Origin of the sequence: Lysobacter ciconiae, from assembly GCF_015209725.1 — a bacterium.
GTDB classification, from domain to species: domain Bacteria; phylum Pseudomonadota; class Gammaproteobacteria; order Xanthomonadales; family Xanthomonadaceae; genus Novilysobacter; species Novilysobacter ciconiae.
Genome location: NZ_CP063656.1, coordinates 2,512,057 through 2,531,640 on the forward strand (window position 1 = coordinate 2,512,057; position 19,584 = coordinate 2,531,640).

Consider the following 19,584-nt stretch of genomic DNA (forward strand, 5'->3'; position numbering starts at 1 on the left):
AGATGGCTATCGGACACGAAAAAATCGAGAAAAACGTCGGCCTGCTCGCGGTGCTGGTCGCCGTGGCGGTCTCGCTTGGAGGATTGGCGGAGATCGTGCCGCTGATGTACCAGGCCGAGGCGATCGAGCCGCTGCCCGGCGTGAAGCCCTACCCGGCGCTGCAACTGGCCGGGCGCGACGTGTACGTGCGCGAGGGTTGCTACAACTGCCACTCGCAGATGATCCGCACGCTGCGCTTCGAGACCGAGCGTTATGGGCACTACTCCCTGGCCGGCGAGTCGGTCTACGACCGCCCGTTCCAGTGGGGTTCCAAGCGCACCGGGCCGGACCTGGCCCGGATCGGCGGGCGCTACTCCGACGACTGGCACCGCGTGCACATGGTCGACCCGCGCGCGCTGGTGCCCGAGTCGAACATGCCGGCCTTCCCGTGGCTGGCGAAGAACGAGGTCAGCGGCGCCAAGATCACCCGGCACATGAAGGCGCTGCAGCGTCTGGGCGACCCGTACACCGACGAGGAAGTCGCCAGCGCCGCCGAGGACGTCGCCGGCAAGACCGAACTGGACGCCGTTGTCGCCTACCTGCAGGGCCTCGGCCTGCATGCGCCGCGCGGAGGTTGAGCCATGCTTTCCGGATTCATCACCGTCTTCCTGATGCTGGTCTTCATCGGCGTCTGGATCTGGGCCTGGCGCCCGGAGAACAAGGCGTCGTTTGAGGAGACCGCCCGCCTCGCCCTCGAGGACGAACCGGACGACCTTGGCGTCGCTGCCCACCATGCAAGGAAACAGGACGCATGAGCACCAGTTGGTCGTGGTATGTCATTGCCCTGGCGGCACTCAACCTGATCGGTATCGCGTGGCTGCTGTGGTGGACCTCCAAGCGCCGCCCCGGCGACCCCAAGCCCGAGGAAACCAGCCACTACTGGGACGAGGACATCACCGAGTACAACAAGCCGATGCCGCGCTGGTGGATCCAGGGCTTCTACATCAGCCTGGTGTTCGGTCTGGCCTACTTCTTCTGGTATGGCGGCCTGGGCAAGTACCCCGGCTTCAGCGGCTGGAGCTCGGCCCAGGAACACGCCCAGGACAAGGCCGTCTGGGACGAGACCCTGGCCGAAACCTTCCGTCCCTACGAGGGCCAGCCGATCGACCAGCTTGCCGGTGATCCGGTCGCGCTCAACCTGGGCCGCTCGATCTTCGCCAACACCTGCGCGACCTGCCACGGCTCCTCCGCGCAGGGCGCCATCGGCTACCCGAACCTGACCGACGACATCTGGCACTGGGGCGGCGAGCCGGAGACCATCCTGGAGACCATCCTGGACGGCCGCGAAGGCGTGATGCCCGAGTGGGGCAAGGTGCTGACCGGCATGGGCGGCGAGAACGCGGTCGATTACGTGATCGCCTATGTCCGCGCGCTCGGCACCGCCGACCAGTCAACCCGCAACGACTTCATGGCCGCGCGCGGCAAGAAGCTCTACGACGGTGTCTGCGTCGCCTGCCACGGGGTCGAGGGCAAGGGCAACCAGGCCCTCGGCGCGCCCGATTTGACCGACGACTACTGGATGTACGGCGACAGCAAGGAAAGCCTGTACGAGACGATTGCGAACGGGCGCCATGGCGTGATGCCGGCGCACCGTGACCTGCTGGGCGAGACCCGCACGCGTCTGGTCGCTGCCTACGTGTGGTCGTTGTCCAACAAGCCGGCGGCGACCGCGCCATGAGCCGGTACGCGCAGCCCACGCCGATGGACCACCCGCCACGCCCGATGGCGCAGCGGGTGGGGGCGATCCTGTGGCCGAGCTTTTTCGCCGCCGGAGTCGCCACGATGGTGTTTTTCGCCCTCGTCGATCCCCTGCAGCTGCGCGACATGACCTTTCCGGAGGTGTCCATCACCTCCGGGCTGGGTTACACGATCGGCTTCTTCATGTTCTGGCTGGCGACCGCGTCGTCAAGCCTCTTCACCTGGCTGCTGCTGCGGCCGGCAAGCCGGTTCAACCAGTCGTTACCCCCGAAGTAAATCCAATACAGGCAGTCTGCGGTGAGCAAGAAAATCGACATCGACCTCCTTGACGACGGCAGCGGAAGCTCCGTCTACGTCAAGGAGCGGAAGGTCTATCCGCGCGATGTCACCGGCCGGTTCGACCGCCTGCGCAAGGCCGCGGTGTTCTGGCTGCTGGGCATGTACTACGTGTTTCCGTGGCTGCAGTGGGACGGCCACCAGGCGGTCCTGTTCGACCTGCCGGCGCGCAAGTTCTACGTCTTCGGGCTGACCTTCTGGCCGCAGGATTTCACCTTCCTGGCGATGCTGCTGATCATCCTGGCGATGGTGCTGTTCTTCGTCACCGCCCTGGCCGGACGCATCTGGTGCGGCTACGCCTGCCCGCAAACCGTCTGGACCGAGGTGTTCCTGTGGATGGAGCGCTGGACCGAGGGCGACCGCGCCAAGCGCATGAAGCTTGATGCCGGGCCGTGGAACCGCAACAAGATCCTGCGCAAGGGCAGCAAGCACGCCCTGTGGATCGTGTTCGCGCTGTGGACCGGCTTCACCTTCGTCGGCTTCTTCACCCCGATCGTCAGCCTCGGCCAGCGCATCTGGCCGTTTGGCTGGAACGGCTGGGAGACCTTCTGGGTGTTTTTCTACGCCCTGGCCACGCTGGGCAACGCCGGCTTCCTGCGCGAGCAGGTGTGCCGCTACATGTGCCCGTACGCGCGCTTCCAGAGCGCGATGTTCGACCGCGACACGCTGATCATCGCCTACGACCCGATGCGCGGCGAGCCGCGGGGCCCGCGACGCCGTGGCCTGGGCGACGTGGTCTCGCGCGGCCGCGGGCTGCTCGACAAGGTGCTGGCCTATGAGCTGGTGTTCCGCGCCAGTGGCCACGACGCCGCCGGCAACGCCATGGAAGTGGCGCGCGCCGATGCCGGGCTGCCCAACGACGCGGAATTTGGCGCCAGCCTGGAGGTCGCCCTGCCGCGTCCGGATCCCGAGCTGGCCGGCGACTGCATCGATTGCACCCTGTGCGTGCAGGTCTGCCCTACCGGCATCGATATCCGCAACGGCCTGCAGTACGACTGCATCGCCTGCGGTGCCTGCGTCGATGTGTGCGACGAGGTGATGGACAAGATGGGCTACCCGCGAGGCCTGATCCGCTACTCCACCCAGAACGCGATCGATGGCAAGCCGGCCCGCGTGCTGCGCCCGCGCGTGCTCATCTACGCAACGCTGCTGGTGGTCCTGGTCGGTGCCTGGGCGTGGGGCATCGCCGCGCGCAGTCCGTTGATCGTCGACGTGCTGCGCGACCGCAACGCGCTCTACCGCGTCACCGCCGACGGGGTCGACAACGGCTACACCCTGAAGCTGGTGAACAAGACCGACCTGGAGCAGGCGTACCGCATCACCCTGGAAACCGACACGCCGGGGATCCAGTTGCGCGAGGCGGGTACCGACGTGCACGTGCTCGGCGCGCAGGTGGCGTCGGTGCCGGTGGAGGTGACCGCGCCGTCCAGCGTGCACGGCCGCCACGAGGTGCGGTTCATCATCGAGTCCACCGACGGCAAGATCCGCCAGGTCGCCGACAGCAGCTTCTTTGGACCCAACCCATGAGCAACTCCCCGGAAAAACGCGGCGCGCCGGTCGACGGCGGCGACAAGCCCGAGTCGCCCTGGCGCATGCCGATCGTCTGGCTGGTGATCGCGCTGCCCGCGGTGGTGGTGATTGCCAGCATCGGCCTGATCTTCATCGCCGGCGGCGATGGCAATGACGTGGTCCGCGACGATGTCCAGCGCACCGCGCAGATCCAGACCGCCGACCTGAGCGCGGATGCGGTGGCCGGGGAGCAGAAGCTCAGCGCGATCGTGCGTACCGACCTCGAAGGCGGCTTCATCGAAGTGCTCCCGGTCAGTGGCAACTTCGACCACACCGCACCGCTGCGGCTGACCCTCGCCCACCCGGCCGACTCGGCGCGCGATACCGTGCTGTTGCTCGCCCCGGGCGAGCTGGGCTGGCGGGTCGACGCCAGGCTGGACGACAGCCACGACTGGAAGGTCGAGCTGGGACCGGAAGACGCGCACTGGCGCCTGAAAGGGCGTCTCCCCAAGGGCCAGCAGGCCACCAACCTGCGGCCGTCCCTGCAGGCCGAGTAGCCGTGCGATGGCTGCCGCGATGAGCGCAGGCGCCAGCGGGCGCAGCGATTCGCTGCTCGCGGAGACCGACGGCTGCTACCACTGCGGGGAAGAACTTCCCGTAGCGCCCGCACGCGTCGAACTGGATGGCTCATCGCGCCGGTTCTGCTGCGACGGTTGCGCCGCAGCCGCGCAGTGGATCCGCGAAGCCGACCTGGGCGACTACTACCAGCTGCGCAGCCAGCACGCCGGCCGGGTCGATGCCGATCCCGTCGACCTGGCGGTCTGGGACCGCGACGAGCTGCTCGCTGAACACGCCCACGACATCCCCGGCGGCCGCGAGATCACCCTGCTCACCGACGGCATGCGCTGCGCGGCCTGCGCGTGGCTGATCGACCGCGTGCTGGCACGCGAGGCCGGCGTGCTGGAGGCCGGCGCGAACGCGGTCACCGGCCGCATCCGGGTGGCCTGGGATCCGGCGCAAACCGCGCTGTCGGCACCCCTGCAGCGGCTGGTGGCGCTGGGTTACCGGCCCTATCTGGCCAGTGGCGAGGCGCGTGAGCGCGCGCATCGGCGCCAGCGCAACCGCGACCTGATCCGGATCGGCGTCGCCGGCCTGGGCTCGATGCAGGCGATGATGCTGGCCGGCTCGCTGTACCTGGATACGACCGGCTCGATGCCGATCCCGACCCGCGACTTTTTCCGCTGGCTGACCTTTCTGGTCTCCACGCCGGTGGTGTTCTACGCGGGCTGGCCATTCATCAGCGGGGCCTGGCGCGAGCTGCGCCACCGTCAGCTCGGCATGGACACGTTGATCGCCGGCTCCACCCTGCTGGCGTATTTCGCCAGCGTGGTCGGCACCGTTCGCGGCAGCGAACACGTCTGGTACGACGCCGCGGTGATGTTCGTGTTCCTGCTCTCGATCGCGCGGATGCTGGAGCAACGGGCGCGCAACATCGCCAGCGCCCAGGTCGATGCGCTGGCCCGTGCACGTCCGGCGTTCGCCACGCGCGAGCTGGCCGATGGCAGCCGGGAGTCGATCCCGTTGCCGGCATTGGTGATCGGCGACATCGCGTGCGTGGCGGTGGGCGAGGTCGTTCCCGCCGACGGCCGCCTGCTGGATGCCCACGCACGCTTCGAGGAAGCGCTGCTCACCGGTGAGTCCAGCCCGGTCGACAAGTCCGCGGGCGATCCGGTGTACGCCGGCACCGTCTGCCGCGAACACCCGGCCCGGCTGGCGGTCACCGAAACCGGCAGCGCCACCCGCCTGTCGCAACTGGCGCGGCTGGTCGAACAGGCGCAGGCGCAGCGCCCGGCGCTGGCCCGCACCGCCGAGCGGATCGCCCACTATTTCGTCAGCGGCCTGCTGCTGGCGACGGTCGCGGTGTACGTCGGCTGGCGCGCCTACGACCCGTCGCGCGCCTTCGAGGTCACCCTGGCGCTGTTGGTGATCAGCTGCCCGTGCGCCTTGTCATTGGCCGTGCCCGCGGCGCTGGCGGCAGCGCACGGCGCGCTGGCCAAACTCGGCGTGCTGGCTGTGCGCGAGAATGCCCTGGACCGGCTGGCCGACGCGACCGACATCGTGTTCGACAAGACCGGCACCCTCAGCGACGGCAAGCCCGCGCTGGCCGCGGTCGAGGTATCCGCCGATCTGGATCGCAGCCAGGTGCTGCGCATCGCCGCGGCGCTGGAGCGCGACAGCGGCCATCCGATCGCGCGCGCGTTCGCACGCGTGGAGCACGCGCCGCTGGCCCGCGAGGTACGCGCCGTCCCCGGCCAGGGCATCGAGGGCGTGGTCGACGGCCGGCGGTGGCGCCTGGGGCAGGCGGGCTTCGCCGCCGATGCCAGCGACGACGGCTGGCTGTGGCTCGGCGACGGTGCCCAAGCCGTGGCCCGTTTCCAGCTGGCCGAGTCCGAGCGCGCCGATGCGCGCGTCGCGGTGGCATCGCTGCGCGAGTTGGGACTCTCGGTCCACCTGTCCAGCGGCGACGCCGTCGGCGCGGTGGAGCGCTTCGCGCGCCAGGTCGGCATCGAGGACGCGCATGCGCGGCAGAGCCCGGAGGACAAGCTCGCCTACGCCCGCGCGCTGCAGGCGCAGGGACGCATCGTGGCGATGATCGGCGACGGCCTCAACGACGCGCCCGTGCTCGCCGGCGCGGATGTCTCCCTGGCGATCGGCGAAGGCGCCGCGCTGGCCCAACGCGCCGCCGACCTGGTGCTGACCGGCTCCTCACTGTCGCGCATCCCGGAGGCCATTTCGGTCGCCCGGCGGACGCGTCGCATCATCCACCAGAACATTGCCTGGGCGATCGGCTACAACGTGCTCGCCCTGCCGCTGGCGGCGGCGGGCATGGTCACCCCCTGGATCGCCGCGCTGGGCATGGCGCTGTCCTCGCTGATCGTGACCGCAAACGCACTGCGCCTGACCCGCGCGCCGGCCAGCGCACCGGCGCTGCCGCGTCCCCGACTGACGGCCGCGGAGGGTCGCCCATGAACATCCTGCTGTTCCTGATTCCGGTCAGCATGCTCGGGCTGGGCGTCGCCCTGTGGGCCTTCATCTGGGCGGTCAAGCGCGGCCAGTTCGAGGACATGGACACGCCTGCGCTGGATATCCTGCGCGAGGACGAGCACGACCGGCCGGTTGCTGGTCCGCGCACCGACAAGGTTCATCCGCCGGGCGCCGGGGCGCCTGCCGCGGCGCCGCCTCTGGCCAGTGCCGGTGCCGACGGGGACGCCGCCGCGCAGGACCGGAACGACTGACGATGCCCCTGGATTGGCTGACCCTGGGCGCCGCCCTCCTCACCGGCCTGATGGGCGGCGTCCACTGCGCCGCGATGTGCGGCGGCATCGCCACCGGCTTCTCGGCAATGGGACCGCGGGCGAGCTGGAAATACGCGGTCGAGCCGAACCTCGGCCGCGTCCTTGGCTACACCCTGGCCGGCGCGCTGGTCGGTGGCTTCGGCCACGGCATCCTGGATCTGGCGCGGGTGGAATGGCTCGCGATGGCGCTGCGTGCCGGAGTCGGGCTGGTGCTGGTGGTGGTCGCCATCCGCCTGCTGGATCGCATGGGGCGCCTGGCATTCCTGTCAGGCCCCGGCACGGGGACGTTGTGGTCGAAGCTGCGGCCATTGCAGCGCCGCCTGCTGCCGGCCAACACCAGTGCCAAGCGGATCGGCCTGGGCATGCTGTGGGGCTGGATGCCGTGCGGCCTCAGCACCACCATGCTCGCCGCGGCGTGGCTGCAGGCCGATGCGCGCAACGGCGCCTTGACCATGGCCGCCTTCGGCCTGGGCACGCTGCCGCTGATGGTTTCGCTGACCTGGTCGGGTGCACGGCTGGGCCAGCGTCTGCAGCGCGGCGGATGGCGCATGGGCGCGGGCCTGTTGGTGCTTGCCGCCGGCCTGCTCACCATCGCCTCGCCGTGGTTGATGCAGGTGCCGGCGCTGCACGGGCTGCTGAGCGCGCTCGGCTGCCTGCCGCGCACCGCCTCCTAGCCGTCTGGGACAACGCCCACGCGCAACGCCCGCGCGACGGGGTCGTGCAGTCGATTCAGCCGGTCGCGCCGCGCTTGACCGGGCATGGCAGCTCGCCGCCCTGCGCCAGTCGCTGCAGCTCCGCGGCATCGAGGATTTCCACCTTGCGCCCGACCACGGCGATCACGCCATCGTCCTGCAGCCGGCTGAAGCCGCGGCTGACGGTTTCCAGCGCCAGCCCGAGAAAATGCGCGATGTCCTCGCGGCTCATCGGCAGGCGGAATTGGGTGGCCGATTCGCCGATGTTGCGCAGCCGCTCGCACAGGCCGACCAGGAACAGCGCAATGCGCTCGTTGGCCTGGCGCCGCACCAGCATCTGCAGGTGGTCCTGGTCGCGCGACATGCTGTGGCCGATGACCCGCATCAACTGCTGCTGCAGGCCTGGCACCTGGGCAGCCACGGCAGTCAACTGCTCGAACGGCACCTCGCACACATTGGCCGAGGTCAGGGCCACCGCATCGCAGCGGTGGACCCCCTCGCCCAGCGCATCCAGGCCGATCAGTTCGCCGGCAATATGGAAGCCGACCACCTGCGTGTCGCCCTCCTCGCTGGTGCTGACGGTCTTGAACGCGCCATTACGGGCGACGTACACCGCGCCAAGCCGGTCGCCGGCGCGGAACAGCAACTCCCCGCGCTCGACCGGGCGCCGGCGTTTCACGATTTCGTCCAGCTGCTGCAGGTCGGTGGCGCCGATCCCCGCCGGCAGGCAGAGCTGTCGCAGCGAACACTGGGCGCAACCATGGCGCAGCGAGGCCAGGTCGATGACCGCGGTCGGCTTGGATAGGGTTTCCATGTGCGCTCATCTTGCCACCACACCGGCGCGCGCGACGAATCGCCCTGCTCGCCAGTTCAGCGTGTGGAACCGGGTGCGCGGCGTCCTGCCGATACAATGGCGCCATGAACATCTTCAAGAGCTTCACCCTCGAGGCGGCGCACCGCCTGCCCAACGTGCCGGAAGGCCACAAGTGCGCGCGCCTGCACGGCCACTCCTTCCGTATCGAGATCCACGTGGAAGGCGAGCCCGGCGAGCACACCGGCTGGATCATGGATTTCTCCGACATCAAGGCCGCTTTCCAGCCGCTGTATGACCAGCTCGACCACCACTACCTCAACGAGGTGCCGGGGCTGGAGAACCCGACCAGCGAGCGTCTTGCGTTGTGGATCTGGGACCGCCTGAAGCCGGCGCTGCCCTTGCTTAGTGAAGTGGTCGTGCATGAGACCTGCACCTCGGGCTGTCGTTACCGCGGCTGATCGCTCCCGCGAGTTCGCCGACACCGCTGAAACCCTTGCTGAACGGACCTGAACGCGATATGTTGCATCGCACCATACGTCGCGATATGCTGCAACGCACAAATCGACAAACCTCTTGTCGAGAATCACAGGAGAGTCCGTCATGTACAGCCAATTCAACGAGCAGTTTGCCGCCGCTACCCGCGAGTTCGCCGATGCCGCCGCCCAGGTCAACCGCCTGGCGATCGAAAGCACCGAGTCGATCTTCGCCCTGCAGCTGGCCGCCATACAGGACCGCGCCAACGCCACGTTCGCCTTCCTGGGCGAAGCGGCCGAAGTGCGCGACGCCGACGGCATCAAGAACATCTGGCCCAAGGGCGTGCAGGTGGCGCGCGAGAACCTCGAGCGTGGCGTCGCCGTCAGCCAGAAGATGATGGAGCACAGCAGCAAGACCAACGAGCAGATCGCCGACATCACCAAGTCGCAGCTTGCCTCGGCCGCGCAGACCGCCCAGTCCAGCGCCGAGCAGGTCGCCAACGCGGTCAACGAGAAGAGCCAGTCGTTCGCCAAGGGCGCCGGCAAGGCCTCCAAGGCCAAGTAAGACTGGCCCGCTTCCCGCCCCGGCGGTAAGAACGAACCCGGAAGCGCAAGCCTCCGGGTTTTTTATTGTCAGCTAGACTGGTTGCCATGTTTACAGCCACCACGCTTTCCGGCAGCAAGCCGGAGCAATACGCCGAGCTGGCGTCCCAGGCGCGCTCGCTGCTCGCCGGCGAACGCGACCGTATTGCCAACGCCGCCAACCTGTCCGCGCTGGTCTATCACGCGCTGCCCGCGCTGAACTGGGTCGGGTTCTATTTCTATGACGGGAACGAGCTCGTGGTCGGGCCGTTCCAGGGCCAGCCGGCATGCGTCCGCATTCCGCTGGACAAGGGCGTGTGCGGTGCCGCGGCCAGTACCCGGCAGACCCAGCGCGTTGCGGACGTCGACGCCTTCCCCGGCCATATCGCCTGCGATTCCGCGTCGCGCTCGGAGGTGGTCGTGCCGCTGGTCGCCGGTGGCGAGTTGATCGGCGTGTTCGATATCGACAGTCCACAGCTCAACCGCTTCGACGCCGATGACCAGCACGGGCTGGAGACGCTCGCCGCCGTTTTCGTGGACTCGCTGGCTTGAAGGACAAGCTGCGAAACATCGGCCCCAAGTCTGCTGCGTGGCTGCATCAGGTCGGCCTGCGCAGTCGCGAGGAGCTGGTGGCGACCGGCCCGGTCGAGGCCTTCATGCGGGTCAAGCGCGCGGGTTTCCGGCCCACGCTCAACCTGCTGTATGCGCTGGAAGGGGCGCTGCAGGAGTGCCACTGGCAGGACGTACCGCTGGCACGGCGCAGCGAACTGGTCGCCGCCGCGGAGGCCGCGATCGACGAGCTGCCGCCGCCGCGTCATGCGCAACCCGCCGGTCCGGTTACCACCACGGTGCTGACCGCCGATACCGTCGCCCCGCGCCCCGACGATCACGATCCCGACTGAGCCCGTGCGCGATGGCGTACAATGCGCCCGCTTCGAGGTGACCTGACGGCGTCATGCCAACGGGTTGAAACGGGAAGCCGGTGACGTCGCCAAAGCGGCCATGCCGGCACTGCCCCCGCAACGGTAAGCGAGGGGATCGGCCACATTGGCAGGTCCCGTCACGGCTCACCGCCACTGTGCTCCGGCATGGGAAGGCGCCGTGGTTGGTGTCGTGGTTCTGACGCCCCGCAAGTCCGGAGACCGGCCACGAAGTCGACTGGTTGCGATGCGGAGGGCATGGCGGCGGCGAGATTGCGCCCTGCGCCCGCCTGCTGCCCGGTTCCCGCGTTGCGACTCCCGCAATGCAACGCATCGCCACCCCGGGGACGGAGGGGCATGCGCAAGGAGAACCACCAATGCGATCCACCCCCACCGCGCTTGCCGCAGCCATTGCGGCCGGCCTGGCCGTAGCCGCCTTCGCCACCGCCGCCAACGCGGCACCCACGCCCGCGCCGCTGGCGCAGGCCACCGACCTGGACCAGGTCATCGTCACCGCCACCCGCACCGCCAACCCGGTCGCCGATGTCCTGGCGCCGGCGGAGGTGATCGACCGCGAAGCCATCGAGCGCAGCCAGGCCCGATCCGTGACCGACCTGCTGCGCGGACGCGCGGGCATCTCGATCTCCAACCAGGGCGGTGCCGGCAAGCTGACCAGCCTGTTCCTGCGCGGCGCCGATTCCGACCACACCGTGGTGCTGGTGGATGGCGTGCGCATCGGCTCCTCGACCTCGGGACTTGCGGCCTGGCAGAACCTGCCGGTCGAGCTGATCGAGCGCATCGAGATCGTGCGCGGGCCGCGCTCCAGCCTGTACGGCGCGGACGCGATCGGCGGCGTCATCCAGATCTTCACCCGCCGCGACGGCGACGCCGGCTTCGCCCCGCGCATGCACGTGGGCGGCGGCAGCAACGGCGCCCACGAGTTCGGCACCGGCTTTGGCGGGCGTACCCAGCGCAGCTGGTTCGGCGCGGACTATGCCTTCCAGCGCACCGAGGGCTTCAACGCCTGCGATCCCGCGCCCAGCCCGTTCGGCGGCTGCGGCCTTGCGGCGCCCGAGCCTGACAAGGACGGCTACATCCAGAATGCGATTTCGCTGCGCGGCGGCTACGACTTCAACGACGCCTGGCAGCTGCAACTGCACGCCATGCGCAGCGAAGGGGAGAACGAGTACGACGGCGACTACACCAACTACGCCGAGACCGTGCAGCAGGTCGTCGGCGGCAACGTGTCGTGGAAGGCCAGCGAGCGCGCGAAGCTGAGCCTGACCGCCGGCCGCAACGTGGATTCCTCCGACCAGTACAAGGACGAGGCGTTCATGGGCGGGTTCAGTACCGATCGCGACAGCGCGACACTGCAGGCCGACCTGACCCTCGCCCCCGCCCACGTGCTCACGCTGGGCGCGGACTGGTCACGCGACCAGGTCTCCGGCGACACCGTGTACGAGGTGGACTCGCGGTCAAACCGCGCCGCCTTCGCCCAGTTCCAGTCCCGCCTCGGCGCGCATCGCCTGGAAGCCAGCGTGCGCCGCGATGACAATGACCAGTTCGGCGGCCACACCACTGGCGGCCTGGGCTGGGGCGTGGACATCGCCGGGGGTTGGCGCATCAAGGCCGGCTGGGGCACCGCGTTCAAGGCGCCCAACTTCCTCGATCTCTACTACCCCTACTTCGGCAACCCGGACCTGGTGCCCGAGGAGTCCGAGACGGCCGAGATCGGCCTGGGCTGGAGCGGGCACGGCTGGAACGTGGACCTGGATGCGTTCCACACCAAGGTCGACAACCTGATCGCGTTCGACGGCGCCATCGGTCTGCCCGGCAACGTGGATCGCGCGCGCATGCGTGGCGCCGAGCTGGGCGTCCGCGGCGAGGTCGCCGAGTGGACGGTGGATGCCAGCTTCAGCGTCGTTGATACCGAGAACCGCAGCGGCGGCTTCCAGGATGGCAACGAGCTGCCACGCCGCGCCGGCAAGAGCGCACGGGCCTCGCTGGACCGCGCCTTCGGCGACTTCCGCCTGGGCCTGACCGGGATCGCAGAGGGCTCGCGCTACGACGACGTCGCCAACACCGTGTCGCTGCCGGGCTATGCCACCCTCGACCTGCGCGCCGAGTACGCGCTCACCGACGCGCTGAGCGTGCAGGCGAAGCTGGCCAACGCGTTCGACCGCGATTACCGCACCGCCGCCTACTACAACCAGGCCGGTCGCGAATGGCACCTGACCCTGCGCTGGACCCCGCGCCAGTAAGTGCGCAGGCGCTGCGGCGCCCACACTGATGCAACACCGGAACCGGCGGCACACTCCGCCGGTTTCCTTTTTTGCACAAGCGTGCCGGCTTCCGCGCTCGGGCACGCAGGAGGCGCAAGCTGCCCGGCCAGCGCCACTGGCTCAGGGCCGGACCGAAGGTAGCGCCTCCGCTCCGCCATGCCACCACCGATACAGCACCGGCAGCACCAGCAGGGTAAGCAGGGTCGAGGAGACGATTCCCCCGATCACCACCGTCGCCAACGGTCGTTGCACCTCCGCGCCGGTACCCACGTTGAAGGCCATCGGCACAAAACCCAAGGACGCCACCAGCGCGGTCATCAATACCGGGCGCAGCCGGCCCATGGCGCCGTCGACAATCGCCGCGTCCAGCGACGATCCCGACTCGCGCAGACTGCGGATGAAGGCAATCATGACCAGGCCGTTGAGCACCGCGACGCCCGACAGCGCAATAAAGCCGACACCGGCGGTAATCGACAGGGGAATGCCGCGCAGCGCCAGCGCCAGAACCCCACCGGTAAGCGCCAGCGGAACACCGCTGAAGACGATGGCCGCGTCGCGCAGCGAGCCGAACGCCATGAACAGCAATCCGAAAATCAGCAGCAGGGTCAGCGGCACCACGACAGCGAGACGTCGACTGGCGGATGTGAGCTGCTCAAACGTTCCGCCGTAGGTGATCCAGTAGCCATCAGGCACTGCCACCCGCTGTTGGACCTGCTCCTGCAGGTCACTGACGAACCCGCCCAGGTCGCGATCGCCGACGTTGGCCGTCACCACCACGCGGCGCTTGCCATTCTCCCGATTGACCTGGTTGGGCCCGGTCACGGTCCGGATCGTCGCCACCTCGCGCAGCGGTATGGTCTGCGGTGAGCGGCTCCAGGCATCGCCGGCACCGGCTGCGGCGGGCTCGCCCAGCGGAATAGGCAGGTCCTGCAACGCAGCCGGATCCACGCGCAGCGACTCGGGCAGGCGGACGACGATATCGAAGCGACGGTCGCCCTCATACAGCTGGCTGGCGACCTCCCCGCCCACCGCGGTCGCCACCGTCTGCTGCACGATCCCGGGATTGAGGCCGAACCGGGCCAATGCCTCGCGATCGGGCTCTACGCTCAACATCGGCAGGCCGGCTACCTGCTCGACCTGGACATCGGTCGCGCCGGAGACCTGGCCCGCCACCGCCTCGATCTGCGCGGCGACCCGCGCCAGGGTGTCCAGATCATCGCCGAACACCTTGACCGCCACGTCCGCGCGCACGCCGGAGATCAACTCGTTGAAGCGCATCTCGATGGGCTGGGTGAACTCGTAATTGTTCCCGGGCACCTCCTCGGCGGCGGCACGGATTTCCTCGATCAGCGCCTGCTTGGACTTGCGCGGATCGGGCCAGGCCGCGCGCGGCTTCATCATCAGAAAGGTGTCGGCGACGTTGGGCGGCATCGGGTCATTGGCCACCTCGGCGGTACCGATCTTGCTGAACACGCGCTCGATTTCCGGCACCTGCATCAGCCGCCGCTCCAACGCGAGCTGCATCTTCACCGCCTGCTCGATCCCGGTGCCGGGGATGCGCAGGGCGTGCATGGCGATATCGCCCTCGTCCAGGCTGGGGATGAACTCACCGCCCAGGCGGGTGGCCCCCCAGCCGCTGACCAGCACCAGCACCAAGGCCCCGCCGAGCACCGGTCCGCGGCGGCGCAACGACCACGCCAGCGCCGGGGCATAACGTGCCTTGCACCACGCGATGACCCGACTCTCCCGCTCCTTGACCCGGCCGCCGAGAAAGATCGCAATCGCCGCCGGGACGAAGGTCAGCGCCAGCACCATCGCGCCGGTGATGGCCAACACCACCGTGATCGCCATCGGGTGGAACATCTTGCCCTCGATGCCGGTGAGCGCAAAGATCGGCAGGTAGACGGCGGCGATGATGAACAGCCCGAACAGGCTGGGCCGGATCACCTCGACCGTCGCCGTGGCCGTCAATTCGTTGCGCTCATCAGCGGTCATCACCCGCCCAAGCTTCTGCTGCATCTGGCCGAAGCGCCGCAGGCAGTTCTCGATGATGATCACCGCGCCGTCTACGATCAGCCCGAAATCCAGGGCGCCCAGACTCATCAGGTTGCCCGACACCCCGCCGCGGACCATGCCGGTGATGGTCAGCAGCATCGCCAGCGGAATGACGGCCGCGGTGATCAGCGCCGCGCGGAAATTCCCCAGCAGAAGCAGCAGCACCACGATCACCAGCAAAGCGCCTTCCAGCAGGTTCCTGGAGATGGTCTGCATGGTGCGACCGACCAGCGCGGTGCGGTCATACACTGCGCGCGCCTCCACCCCTTCCGGCAGGCTGCGATTGGCGACCTCCAACTGCTCGGCCGCTTCGCGGGCGACATCGCGGCTGTTGGCCCCGACCAGCATCGCCACGATCCCCAGCACGACCTCTTCGCCGCCCTGTGTGGCTGCCCCGGTGCGCAGCTCGGGCCCTTCGCCCACATCGGCGACGTCGCCAACCCGGATGGACATCCCTTCGCGCCGGTCCAGCACGATGCTGCCGATCTCGTCCAGCAGGTCGGTGCCGGCTTCACCCAGCTGACCCGGCACCCGCACCAGGTACTGCTGGCCGTTGCGCTCGATGTAACCGGCGCCGATGTTCTGGTTGTTGACCGCGACCGCCTCGACGATGTCCTGCAAGGTAAACCCCAGCGCGACCAGCCGGGAGGGGTCCGGGGTGATGTGGATCTGCCGTTCGAATCCGCCCAGCGTGTTCACCTCGGTGGCGCCGGCCGTAGCGAGCATCTGCGGACGGATTACCCAGTCCTGCAGGGTGCGCAGGTCGGTCGCTGTCCAGCGGCGGCCGTCGGGTTTGCGTGCCTCCGGCGCAGCGCCGACGGTGTACATGAAGACCTCGCCCAGACCGGTCGACATGGGTCCCATCTGCGGCTCCAGCCCGGCCGGAACCTGGCCGCGGATCTGCTGCAGGCGTTGCGCGACCTGCTCGCGTGCGAAATACACGTCGGTGCCGTCGTCGAACACCACGGTGACCTGCGACAGTCCATAGCGGGACAGCGACCGGGTGTAGTCCAGGCCCGGCAATCCCGCCAGCGCGGTCTCGATGGGGTAGGTGATCCGCTGTTCGGACTCCAGCGGCGAGTAGCCCGGCGCATGGGTGTTGATCTGCACCTGCACGTTGGTGATGTCCGGGGTGGCATCAATCGAGAGGCGGGAAAAGCTCCATATTCCCAAACCGATCAACGCCAACGTGGCCACCATCATCAGCCAGCGATGGCGGATCGCGAAGCGGACGGTTGCCGCGAGCACGCCCCCGCTTTTGCCCAGGCCGGGCTCAGTGGTCATGTGCCGCACCGGATTTCTCGATGTCCGCCTTGATCAGGTAGCTTTCCCCGACCACGACCAGATCGCCCTCTTCCAGGCCGGACAGGATCTCCACGTTGCGGGCGTCACGCACTCCGGTCTCAACCTCGCGCGAGCGGTAGACCTCGCCTGTCTGGACGAAGACGACCTCTTCTCCTTCCATCGTCTGCAGCGCGGCCAAGGGCACCATCTGCTTCACCGGTTGCCGGTCAACCGTGATCCGCGCCTTGACCGCGGCGCCCGGCCGCCAGAGGCCGTCGTCGTTGTCCAGCGTCGCCCGTGCCACCGCGCTCTGGCTGGCGCTCACCATGCCGGGCAGGACCCGCTCCAGCGTGGTCTGCACCGTCAGGGCGTCGCTGATGCGGGTGACCGACACCGGCACGCCCGGTCCGATGTGGCCCGCATCGGCGCCGAAGATGTGCAGGTCGACCCACAGCTGCGACAGATCGGCGACTTCAAACAGCGCAGCGCCCTCGCCGGCCACGCCGCCCAGCGAGGCATTGCGCGCGGTGATCACTCCGCCGATGGGCGTGCGTACGCTGTAGGTGCTCAAGCTGAGATTGCTGTCCACCGTGGCCAGCACCTGCCCGGCGCGCACGGCGTCGCCGACTTCGCCGCGCAGCGACCGGATCGCGCCGGGAAAGCGCGCGACAACCATCGCCACCCGTCCATCGATCGGACGCACCAGCCCGCGCACCTCGTGCTCGTCGGCGATCACGCCCGCGCCGACGGGCTCTACCCGAATGCCCGATGCGGCCGCGGTCGCTGCGGGAATGGTGGTCTGCCTGATGTCCTCGTGACCGGCGCCGTGCGCGTCACCGGCTGCTGGCGGGTGCGTGTCGGTCGACTCGGGGGCGTGGTCGGCACCGTCGTTCCCGCCCGGTCCACGGCCATCAGGTCCGCGGCTGCAGCCAGCCAATGCGAGCATCACCAGCAGCATCGGCAACAGTGCGTATGGCTTCATTGTTCCGCCCCCGGGGTCGGTGAACCCGACACGGCAAGCAGCGGCTGTCCGGTCAATCGCTGGATCTCAATCAGGGCGAGCTCGCCGCGCAGCACCGCGTCGACCTCCTCCTCGCGCGCGGCGATGTACTCGGCCTGGACCGCGGCCCATTCCAGATAGCTCGCAGCGCCGGCCCGGTAAGCGTGCGCGGTCGCCTGCTCGGCCAGCGCCAGGCGGGGCCGCACTTCGTCGTGCAGGCGCGCCGCCTCGATCCGGGCCACCTGGTAACGGCCGTGTGCCTCGGCCAGGGTCGAGTACAAGGCCAGAGCGGCACTCTCACGCTCTATCTCCAGTCCGGCGAGGCCAGCGCGGGCGGCGTGGATGGCCGGCTGCGCCCGGCGGCTGGCGCCCAGGGCCATCGACGCGCTGGCGATCAGTGCCGCATCGTTGCTGTCGCGGAAGTGGCGTATCCCGAGCTGCCAGTCGATGTCCGCACTGGCTTCTGCGCGGGCCAGCCGCAATCGCGCTTCCCCGATGCGCACTTCATCGGCAAACCTCGCAATCTCCGGCGTGCGCTCCAGCCACTGCTCCAGTTCCGCAAACCCGGCCAGCGCCGGCAGGGTGGATTCATCGGCACTGCCCAGCGTGAACTCCGGTGCGCGCTCGCCCCACAGGGCTGCCAAGTGCTGCCGCCGGGCAGCGGCCTGCGCCTGCGCGCGCGCCTGGCTCATCTCCGCCCGCGCCAGCGCGGCCTGCGCGGAGAACACCACCGATTCGGGCGAGGCACCGGCCTGCAACCGCCTGCGCGCCTCACTGACTGCGCGCTTGCGCTGTGCCACGTCCTCCGTTGCGATCGCGTCCTCGCGCCGGGCTGCAACGGCCAGCGCGTAGCGCCGGGCGACATCGGCCAGCAGGTCCAGACGCTGCGTCTCGCGCTCGATCGCCAGCGCGTCGATCCGGCTCTGCACCAGCGTGCGGCGGGCGTCCAGCTTGCCACCGCGCTCCAGCACCGAGGCCAGGCTGACGGTGAGTTCGGCCTGCTCCACGCCGTTCTGTTCGCCGGTACCCAAGACGTTCTCCACGTCCACTGCCAACTGCATTGGCGGACGCTGGGAGGCGATGTCGCGTTCGGCCGCAAGCACGTCGGCCCGGTTGCCGAACAGGCGCAGCGCCGGATGGGTGGAGGCGACGCGGGTGAACGCGTCCTGGAGGGTCAACAGCTCGGCCGCGTGTGCGGGAATCGCCACCGCAGACACGCCAGCAAGCACGGCCAGGGCCGCGGAAGAAAAACGCATGGGAAAGCTCCGGATGATGCGGGATTGCGGACTGCCGGCGCGAGGCCGGCTGCACAGTCACCCGACGATCGGAGGCTTGAACGGCGAGGACAGTCGCGTTGTGAGCAGCATTGCGGCCGTTCCCAGCGCCAGGTCTTGAGCCTCGGCCGGAGCCATCACGACGCCCTTCAACATCGGCAGCACGGCCACCGCGCCTCCGCAGCAATGGGCCAGATCCAGAAGCAGGTGCAGGGATGGATTCTCCCGCGGCCCGGATGCGCCTTCGGGAGCGGCCACGGGATCCGCGATGACACCGTGCGGGGCATGCGTATGGCTGCCAGAAGGGTCGTGCGCCAGCTCGTGCAGTTCCCCCGCTGCCGCCATCACCGGCTGGACAACCACGCCCAGCGCGAACACCAGCCAGACTAGCAGGCGCAGGGTTCGTCCGGAACGGCGTGAATGAAAGGGCATGCGCATCATCGTGGGATCAGGGTAGCGCACCTGTCGAAACTACGCGGGCTCGCCTCCCGTCGCCTCCGCCGCCCGCTCCCGCCGCCGGATCCAAAGGTTGACCAGTTCCACAAACACCGAGAACGCCATCGCCACATAGACGTAGCCCTTCGGGATGTGCAGCCCGAAGCCGTCGGCGATCAGGACCAGACCGATCATCAGCAGGAAGCTCAGCGCGAGCACCTTGACCGTCGGATGGCGCTCGACGAACTCGCTGATCGGCCGCGCAAAGGCCAGCATGAAGACGATGGAAATCACGATCGCGGTCACCATTACCCAGCGCTGCTCGACCATGCCGACCGCGGTGATGATCGAGTCCAGCGAGAACACGATGTCCAGCACCATGATCTGCGCGAGCACGCCGCCGAACGTCGCTGTGGCTGCCGCCGCAGCGGTGACGTGGGCAGGCGGGCCGTCGACCCGCTGATGGATCTCGTGGGTGGCCTTGGCGATCAGGAAAAAGCCGCCGCCGATCAGGATCAGGTCGCGCCAGGAAAACGCATGGCCGAACACGGTGAACAGGGGCGCGGTCAGGCCGATGATCCAGGCGATGGTGAACAGCAGCCCCAGCCGGGTCACCGCGGCCAGCAGGATTCCCAGCTTGCGCGCGCGATCGCGTTGCTGCACCGGCAAGCGGCCGGCCAGGATCGAGATGAAGATGATGTTGTCGATGCCCAGGACGAGTTCCAAGGCGGTGAGGGTGGCGAGCGCGACCCACACTTCGGGATTGGCGAGCAGTTCCATCGGATTATTCCTTCGCGTTGCCGACCGGCTGGCGGAATGCCAGCGTCTGGTCGGT

Annotated in this window: 20 protein-coding genes and 1 riboswitch; of the genes, 14 read left to right on the plus strand and 6 right to left on the minus strand. The window is 68.8% G+C overall.

Going from position 1 to position 19,584, the window contains the following annotated elements; translation table 11 throughout:
• Positions 1 to 2 precede the first annotated feature (2 nt).
• Genes ccoO through INQ41_RS11365 form a run of 9 tightly spaced genes read left to right on the plus strand, consistent with a single transcriptional unit; the run spans position 3 to position 7,612 of the window.
• Positions 3 to 617 carry a cytochrome-c oxidase, cbb3-type subunit II gene (ccoO, locus tag INQ41_RS11325; RefSeq protein ID WP_193984548.1) on the plus strand — a complete coding sequence of 205 codons (615 nt, stop codon included), beginning with the start codon at positions 3 to 5 and terminating at the stop codon, positions 615 to 617.
• Between the two features lie 3 nt (positions 618 to 620).
• The gene (locus INQ41_RS11330) at positions 621 to 794 is read left to right on the plus strand and encodes a cbb3-type cytochrome oxidase subunit 3 (protein ID WP_193984550.1); all 174 of its coding nucleotides are present in this window, start codon (positions 621 to 623) and stop codon (positions 792 to 794) included.
• Positions 791 to 1,717 (plus strand): cytochrome-c oxidase, cbb3-type subunit III, encoded by a 927-nt coding sequence (ccoP, locus tag INQ41_RS11335; RefSeq protein ID WP_193984552.1) that lies wholly within the window; start codon positions 791 to 793, stop codon positions 1,715 to 1,717. The genes INQ41_RS11330 and ccoP overlap by 4 nt, the downstream gene beginning before the upstream one ends.
• The gene (locus INQ41_RS11340; protein ID WP_407074234.1) at positions 1,714 to 2,013 is read left to right on the plus strand and encodes a hypothetical protein; all 300 of its coding nucleotides are present in this window, start codon (positions 1,714 to 1,716) and stop codon (positions 2,011 to 2,013) included. Before ccoP ends, INQ41_RS11340 begins: the two co-directional genes overlap by 4 nt.
• A gap of 21 nt (positions 2,014 to 2,034) precedes the next feature.
• Positions 2,035 to 3,600 (plus strand): 4Fe-4S dicluster domain-containing protein, encoded by a 1,566-nt coding sequence (locus INQ41_RS11345; protein ID WP_193984554.1) that lies wholly within the window; start codon positions 2,035 to 2,037, stop codon positions 3,598 to 3,600.
• Positions 3,597 to 4,139, plus strand: a complete 543-nt coding sequence (locus INQ41_RS11350) for a FixH family protein (protein ID WP_193984556.1) — start codon at positions 3,597 to 3,599, stop codon at positions 4,137 to 4,139. Before INQ41_RS11345 ends, INQ41_RS11350 begins: the two co-directional genes overlap by 4 nt.
• Before the next feature lie 19 nt (positions 4,140 to 4,158).
• Positions 4,159 to 6,612 carry a heavy metal translocating P-type ATPase gene (locus INQ41_RS11355; protein ID WP_228076597.1) on the plus strand — a complete coding sequence of 818 codons (2,454 nt, stop codon included), beginning with the start codon at positions 4,159 to 4,161 and terminating at the stop codon, positions 6,610 to 6,612.
• On the plus strand, positions 6,609 to 6,878 hold the full coding sequence (ccoS, locus tag INQ41_RS13385) for a cbb3-type cytochrome oxidase assembly protein CcoS (RefSeq protein ID WP_193984560.1): 270 nt from the start codon (positions 6,609 to 6,611) through the stop codon (positions 6,876 to 6,878). The genes INQ41_RS11355 and ccoS overlap by 4 nt, the downstream gene beginning before the upstream one ends.
• Before the next feature lie 2 nt (positions 6,879 to 6,880).
• Positions 6,881 to 7,612, plus strand: a complete 732-nt coding sequence (locus tag INQ41_RS11365; RefSeq protein ID WP_193984563.1) for a sulfite exporter TauE/SafE family protein — start codon at positions 6,881 to 6,883, stop codon at positions 7,610 to 7,612.
• Between the two features lie 55 nt (positions 7,613 to 7,667).
• Here INQ41_RS11365 and fnr read toward each other — a convergent pair whose 3' ends face one another.
• Positions 7,668 to 8,444 carry a fumarate/nitrate reduction transcriptional regulator Fnr gene (gene fnr / locus INQ41_RS11370; RefSeq protein ID WP_193984565.1) on the minus strand — a complete coding sequence of 259 codons (777 nt, stop codon included), beginning with the start codon at positions 8,442 to 8,444 and terminating at the stop codon, positions 7,668 to 7,670.
• A gap of 104 nt (positions 8,445 to 8,548) precedes the next feature.
• Here fnr and queD point away from each other — a divergent pair, with 104 nt between their 5' ends.
• From queD to btuB, 5 genes are all read left to right on the plus strand, one after another.
• Positions 8,549 to 8,902, plus strand: coding sequence for a 6-carboxytetrahydropterin synthase QueD (queD, locus tag INQ41_RS11375; RefSeq protein WP_193984567.1), 354 nt, complete (start codon positions 8,549 to 8,551; stop codon positions 8,900 to 8,902).
• Between the two features lie 142 nt (positions 8,903 to 9,044).
• Positions 9,045 to 9,482: a phasin family protein gene (locus tag INQ41_RS11380; RefSeq protein WP_193984569.1), complete on the plus strand. Its 438-nt coding sequence runs from the start codon at positions 9,045 to 9,047 to the stop codon at positions 9,480 to 9,482.
• A gap of 86 nt (positions 9,483 to 9,568) precedes the next feature.
• Complete coding sequence (locus tag INQ41_RS11385; protein WP_193984571.1) at positions 9,569 to 10,051, plus strand: GAF domain-containing protein; 483 nt, start codon at positions 9,569 to 9,571, stop codon at positions 10,049 to 10,051.
• On the plus strand, positions 10,048 to 10,401 hold the full coding sequence (locus INQ41_RS11390) for a TfoX/Sxy family protein (protein ID WP_193984573.1): 354 nt from the start codon (positions 10,048 to 10,050) through the stop codon (positions 10,399 to 10,401). Before INQ41_RS11385 ends, INQ41_RS11390 begins: the two co-directional genes overlap by 4 nt.
• Positions 10,402 to 10,419: 18 nt before the next feature.
• Positions 10,420 to 10,664, plus strand: a riboswitch (cobalamin riboswitch).
• 132 nt (positions 10,665 to 10,796) lie between these two features.
• A complete protein-coding gene (gene btuB / locus INQ41_RS11395) occupies positions 10,797 to 12,680 on the plus strand; it encodes a TonB-dependent vitamin B12 receptor (protein ID WP_193984575.1) in 1,884 nt (627 codons plus the stop codon).
• 141 nt (positions 12,681 to 12,821) lie between these two features.
• Here btuB and INQ41_RS11400 read toward each other — a convergent pair whose 3' ends face one another.
• From INQ41_RS11400 to INQ41_RS11420, 5 genes are read right to left on the minus strand one after another with little or no spacing between them, the layout of a single operon-like run.
• A complete protein-coding gene (locus INQ41_RS11400; RefSeq protein ID WP_193984577.1) occupies positions 12,822 to 16,040 on the minus strand; it encodes an efflux RND transporter permease subunit in 3,219 nt (1,072 codons plus the stop codon).
• On the minus strand, positions 16,030 to 17,022 hold the full coding sequence (locus INQ41_RS11405) for an efflux RND transporter periplasmic adaptor subunit (RefSeq protein WP_193984579.1): 993 nt from the start codon (positions 17,020 to 17,022) through the stop codon (positions 16,030 to 16,032). The genes INQ41_RS11400 and INQ41_RS11405 overlap by 11 nt, the downstream gene beginning before the upstream one ends.
• Positions 17,019 to 18,296: a TolC family protein gene (locus INQ41_RS11410; RefSeq protein WP_193984581.1), complete on the minus strand. Its 1,278-nt coding sequence runs from the start codon at positions 18,294 to 18,296 to the stop codon at positions 17,019 to 17,021. Before INQ41_RS11410 ends, INQ41_RS11405 begins: the two co-directional genes overlap by 4 nt.
• A gap of 57 nt (positions 18,297 to 18,353) precedes the next feature.
• The gene (locus tag INQ41_RS11415; RefSeq protein ID WP_193984583.1) at positions 18,354 to 18,746 is read right to left on the minus strand and encodes a hypothetical protein; all 393 of its coding nucleotides are present in this window, start codon (positions 18,744 to 18,746) and stop codon (positions 18,354 to 18,356) included.
• A 39-nt stretch (positions 18,747 to 18,785) separates the two neighbouring features.
• Positions 18,786 to 19,529, minus strand: coding sequence for a TerC family protein (locus INQ41_RS11420; protein WP_193984585.1), 744 nt, complete (start codon positions 19,527 to 19,529; stop codon positions 18,786 to 18,788).
• Between the last annotated feature and the right edge of the window lie 55 nt (positions 19,530 to 19,584).

Bases quoted from the DNA above. Each gene is read 5' to 3' on its own strand.
- INQ41_RS11400 (WP_193984577.1), bottom strand. From the start codon at position 16,040: ATGACCACTGAGCCCGGCCTGGGCAAAAGCGGGGGCGTGCTCGCGGCA.
- INQ41_RS11380 (WP_193984569.1), top strand. From the start codon at position 9,045: ATGTACAGCCAATTCAACGAGCAGTTTGCCGCCGCTACCCGCGAGTTC.
- ccoS (WP_193984560.1), top strand. From the start codon at position 6,609: ATGAACATCCTGCTGTTCCTGATTCCGGTCAGCATGCTCGGGCTGGGC.
- INQ41_RS11340 (WP_407074234.1), top strand. From the start codon at position 1,714: ATGAGCCGGTACGCGCAGCCCACGCCGATGGACCACCCGCCACGCCCG.
- INQ41_RS11355 (WP_228076597.1), top strand. From the start codon at position 4,159: ATGAGCGCAGGCGCCAGCGGGCGCAGCGATTCGCTGCTCGCGGAGACC.
- ccoO (WP_193984548.1), top strand. From the start codon at position 3: ATGGCTATCGGACACGAAAAAATCGAGAAAAACGTCGGCCTGCTCGCG.
- queD (WP_193984567.1), top strand. From the start codon at position 8,549: ATGAACATCTTCAAGAGCTTCACCCTCGAGGCGGCGCACCGCCTGCCC.
- INQ41_RS11350 (WP_193984556.1), top strand. From the start codon at position 3,597: ATGAGCAACTCCCCGGAAAAACGCGGCGCGCCGGTCGACGGCGGCGAC.
- fnr (WP_193984565.1), bottom strand. From the start codon at position 8,444: ATGGAAACCCTATCCAAGCCGACCGCGGTCATCGACCTGGCCTCGCTG.
- INQ41_RS11405 (WP_193984579.1), bottom strand. From the start codon at position 17,022: ATGAAGCCATACGCACTGTTGCCGATGCTGCTGGTGATGCTCGCATTG.
- ccoP (WP_193984552.1), top strand. From the start codon at position 791: ATGAGCACCAGTTGGTCGTGGTATGTCATTGCCCTGGCGGCACTCAAC.
- INQ41_RS11330 (WP_193984550.1), top strand. From the start codon at position 621: ATGCTTTCCGGATTCATCACCGTCTTCCTGATGCTGGTCTTCATCGGC.
- INQ41_RS11420 (WP_193984585.1), bottom strand. From the start codon at position 19,529: ATGGAACTGCTCGCCAATCCCGAAGTGTGGGTCGCGCTCGCCACCCTC.
- INQ41_RS11365 (WP_193984563.1), top strand. From the start codon at position 6,881: ATGCCCCTGGATTGGCTGACCCTGGGCGCCGCCCTCCTCACCGGCCTG.
- btuB (WP_193984575.1), top strand. From the start codon at position 10,797: ATGCGATCCACCCCCACCGCGCTTGCCGCAGCCATTGCGGCCGGCCTG.
- INQ41_RS11410 (WP_193984581.1), bottom strand. From the start codon at position 18,296: ATGCGTTTTTCTTCCGCGGCCCTGGCCGTGCTTGCTGGCGTGTCTGCG.
- INQ41_RS11415 (WP_193984583.1), bottom strand. From the start codon at position 18,746: ATGCCCTTTCATTCACGCCGTTCCGGACGAACCCTGCGCCTGCTAGTC.
- INQ41_RS11385 (WP_193984571.1), top strand. From the start codon at position 9,569: ATGTTTACAGCCACCACGCTTTCCGGCAGCAAGCCGGAGCAATACGCC.